Origin of the sequence: Collinsella aerofaciens (genome assembly GCF_964243765.1) — a bacterium.
In the GTDB taxonomy this organism is placed as follows: Bacteria; Actinomycetota; Coriobacteriia; order Coriobacteriales; family Coriobacteriaceae; genus Collinsella; species Collinsella aerofaciens_BU.
In genome coordinates this window covers 1-1,147 of record NZ_CAXTGI010000030.1, presented here as the reverse complement: position 1 = coordinate 1,147, position 1,147 = coordinate 1, and the positions used below count along the sequence as shown (strand labels likewise).

1 protein-coding gene and 1 pseudogene are annotated in these 1,147 nt (G+C 37.4%); both read right to left on the bottom strand.

The annotated features are described in order from the left end of the window. A pseudogene (locus tag ACESSC_RS09765) lies at positions 1–176 on the bottom strand (IS982 family transposase); the annotation flags it as partial. 179 nt (positions 177–355) lie between these two features. Continuing rightward, positions 356–1,147 (bottom strand): IS982-like element ISLll1 family transposase (locus ACESSC_RS09760; protein ID WP_373162745.1); only part of this gene is annotated, 792 nt, incomplete at its 5' end.

Sequence of the window (1,147 nt, the reverse complement as noted above, 5' to 3'; positions counted from 1 at the left end):
GTTTCACTAAAATGCAGTACGCCCCATAGGTAACAAGCGATAACTAAGCAATCTGATGTTGCGAGATGGACGTTCTTTCGGTTTTGAACCTCAAGGGAAACCCTCGTTTGATAAAGCGTCTCAATGGTTGTCAGTAAATAAACAAAAACTTTTGGAAGTGTGCTATTATAAGTCATATAAGTCGTGCGCTTTCTAATGCTTAGTGGTTTAAGATTAGGATAGCACGACTTATTTATTTTCCAATGAAATTAACTAGCAATTCGGGTTAACTATTATCAATAGTTTAGTTTTCATTCCCTATCAATGTATTTTATTATATACCTATTTCTATATATATACCCGAATTGCTAGTTGATTATTTAGCCATGACTTGATACCCGATAGAATATCTTAAAGTCTCTGGTTCCAGTGATTTAGCTGATTTTAACAGTAAAGAATACGCTAAAAGTATCATCTCTAATTTCAATTGAAAACCTTGAGGCGAACGACTTTTACAACGCTCAGCTCCTAGATTTGTCAAAAAAGAGAAAACTCGCTCAATCACTTTTCTACGTTTTGAAAAATTAGGGAAAAGGATTTTCTTTTGCTTCATGTTCTTCCTGACAGGTGTAATTAGATCAATTCCTTTTAATTCCAGCCTATCATGCAGTGACTGACCTAAATATCCCATATCTCCAAGGACTGTTGGTGTCCCAAATTGACTCAACACTTCCTCGGTCATTGAACTATCAGCCATTGAAGCAGGAGTAATTGTGTAGTCTATGACATAGCCTGATTCACTGACTAAAGCATGACATTTACATCCATAGAAGTACTGTCCCTTTGTAGCATTGTAGCCAACATTTGCATAATCTCCAAGAACTTTGCTTCTGAAGTTACGAATAGGCTGACACAAAGGAATGGGGAAGCTGTCAATAATGGATACACTCATTCCTTCAACCTCTTTAAAGACGAGTGCTTGGCGAATGACTTGGATACTCGGTAAGAGGGCATTACAACGGCGGACAAAGCGAGAATATTCTAGGAAATTAGGAAATAAACTTTGAGCCAATTGGTGCTTTGCTTTAAGTGTTTCACTAAAATGCAGTACGCCCCATAGGTAACAAGCGATAACTAAGCAATCTGATGTTGCGAGATGGACGTTCTT